At 44.1% G+C, this 1,963-nt stretch carries 4 protein-coding genes and 2 pseudogenes; all 6 read left to right on the forward strand.

Annotated features, from left to right (window positions below):
- Positions 1–4 precede the first annotated feature (4 nt).
- A complete protein-coding gene (locus ACWPOD_RS23655) occupies positions 5–115 on the forward strand; it encodes a transcriptional antitermination N peptide (RefSeq protein ID WP_456232303.1) in 111 nt (36 codons plus the stop codon).
- Between the two features lie 58 nt (positions 116–173).
- Positions 174–425, forward strand: a complete 252-nt coding sequence (locus ACWPOD_RS23660; RefSeq protein WP_205899931.1) for a hypothetical protein — start codon at positions 174–176, stop codon at positions 423–425.
- A gap of 58 nt (positions 426–483) precedes the next feature.
- Positions 484–666 carry a hypothetical protein gene (locus tag ACWPOD_RS23665; RefSeq protein ID WP_205899932.1) on the forward strand — a complete coding sequence of 61 codons (183 nt, stop codon included), beginning with the start codon at positions 484–486 and terminating at the stop codon, positions 664–666.
- 28 nt (positions 667–694) lie between these two features.
- A protein-coding gene (locus ACWPOD_RS23670; RefSeq protein ID WP_095033700.1) for an IS1-like element IS1B family transposase occupies positions 695–1,392 on the forward strand; the annotation gives its coding sequence in 2 pieces (ribosomal slippage) (positions 695–944 and positions 944–1,392; 699 coding nt in all).
- A 14-nt stretch (positions 1,393–1,406) separates the two neighbouring features.
- Positions 1,407–1,694, forward strand: a pseudogene (locus ACWPOD_RS23675) (hypothetical protein); the annotation flags it as partial.
- Positions 1,695–1,748: 54 nt separating this feature from the next.
- Positions 1,749–1,963 (forward strand): annotated as a pseudogene (gene nleF / locus ACWPOD_RS23680) (T3SS effector caspase inhibitor NleF); the annotation flags it as partial.

Consider the following 1,963-nt stretch of genomic DNA (forward strand, 5'->3'; position numbering starts at 1 on the left):
CATTGTGTACGCGAATGAGTTTGGACATAAGCAACCAGAAACTGGTGTATGTCTTCCAAACGTAGCCATTTACGCTGCAGGCTACCGGAAATCCAAACAACTGACAGCAAGATAACTTGTGTTGGTCGCCAGAAAATGAAATTAGGCAGCAAACCACTTATTTGAGGTGAGATATGGAGTTTCATGAAAGTGCGATTTGTGATTTTCGCGCTAACGCAAATTCAGTAAAACCACAGCCAATTGCAGTTCTTTTTAAAACAATGGGTGCGTGGGCTGTTTTATGCTTCGCCGCTGATGACACTGACGCAAGAATGGCAATAGGCCAAGAGATGGAGATGGACCCGACAAACGATGAATTCATAATTTATGGCGCTCCATCTAATTACTTACTTGATACCTGCAAAATTTACAACAAGGCTGCCTGATGGTGGCCTTTATTTTTGTCCGTAAATAATTTCATGCTTATTACAATCAAGGTGATATATGGAAGAACAAGCAAACAAGATTCTCGTAGAACTACTGCAAAAAGCCAGCAATGGAATAGACGCGGCTGTTTCATTTAGCCAGGCACAGATTCCTGATGTCATCCATCAGCTTTTGATGTGGCACGCCGTATCATCAGCTGGAATACAGGCTATCGGTGATGCTGCCAACTTACTGATTTAGTGTATGATGGTGTTTTTGAGGTGCTCCAGTGGCTTCTGTTTCTATCAGCTGTCCCTCCTGTTCAGCTACTGACGGGGTGGTGCGTAACGGCAAAAGCACTGCCGGACATCAGCGCTATCTCTGCTCTCACTGCCGTAAAACATGGCAACTGCAGTTCACTTACACCGCTTCTCAACCCGGTACGCACCAGAAAATCATTGATATGGCCATGAATGGCGTTGGATGCCGGGCAACCGCCCGCATTATGGGCGTTGGCCTCAACACGATTTTCCGCCATTTAAAAAACTCAGGCCGCAGTCGGTAACCTCGCGCATACAGCCGGGCAGTGACGTCATCGTCTGCGCGGAAATGGACGAACAGTGGGGATACGTCGGGGCTAAATCGCGCCAGCGCTGGCTGTTTTACGCGTATGACAGGCTCCGGAAGACGGTTGTTGCGCACGTATTCGGTGAACGCACTATGGCGACGCTGGGGCGTCTTATGAGCCTGCTGTCACCCTTTGACGTGGTGATATGGATGACGGATGGCTGGCCGCTGTATGAATCCCGCCTGAAGGGAAAGCTGCACGTAATCAGCAAGCGATATACGCAGCGAATTGAGCGGCATAACCTGAATCTGAGGCAGCACCTGGCACGGCTGGGACGGAAGTCGCTGTCGTTCTCAAAATCGGTGGAGCTGCATGACAAAGTCATCGGGCATTATCTGAACATAAAACACTATCAATAAGTTGGAGTCATTACCTTAGAATGAATAAAATAAACGGGGAGTCGCTTTTTAATATTTCGTCATTGCCAGTACAGGCTGAGCATGCTATTTACGATATGTTTGACAGGCTGGAGCAAAAAGGAATTCTTTTTATCGATACAACAGAGACAAATGTCTTATATGACCGTGTAAGGAATGAATTTAATCCAATAGATATATCATCTTATAATGTTTCTGACCGTTCATGGAGTGAAAGCCAAATAATGCAATCTTATCATGGCGGAAAGCAAGATCTTATTAGTGTGGTATTAAGTAAGGTATAATATTTTTATACAGCCATATTTTTTATAATATTTATTTGTTAAGGGGGTTTTGATATGTTACCAACAAGTGGCTCTTCAGCAAATCTTTATTCATGGATGTATGTATCAGGAAGAGGTAACCCTTCGACTCCGGAATCAGTAAGTGAACTTAATCATAATCATTTTCTTACTCCTGAATTACAAGATAAACTTGATGTTATGATCTCTATATACTCAAATGCCAGAAATAGTAATGAGCTTGAGGAAATTTATCAAGAGCTAAGTGCTTT

The organism is Vibrio sp. JZG120 (assembly GCF_053890955.1).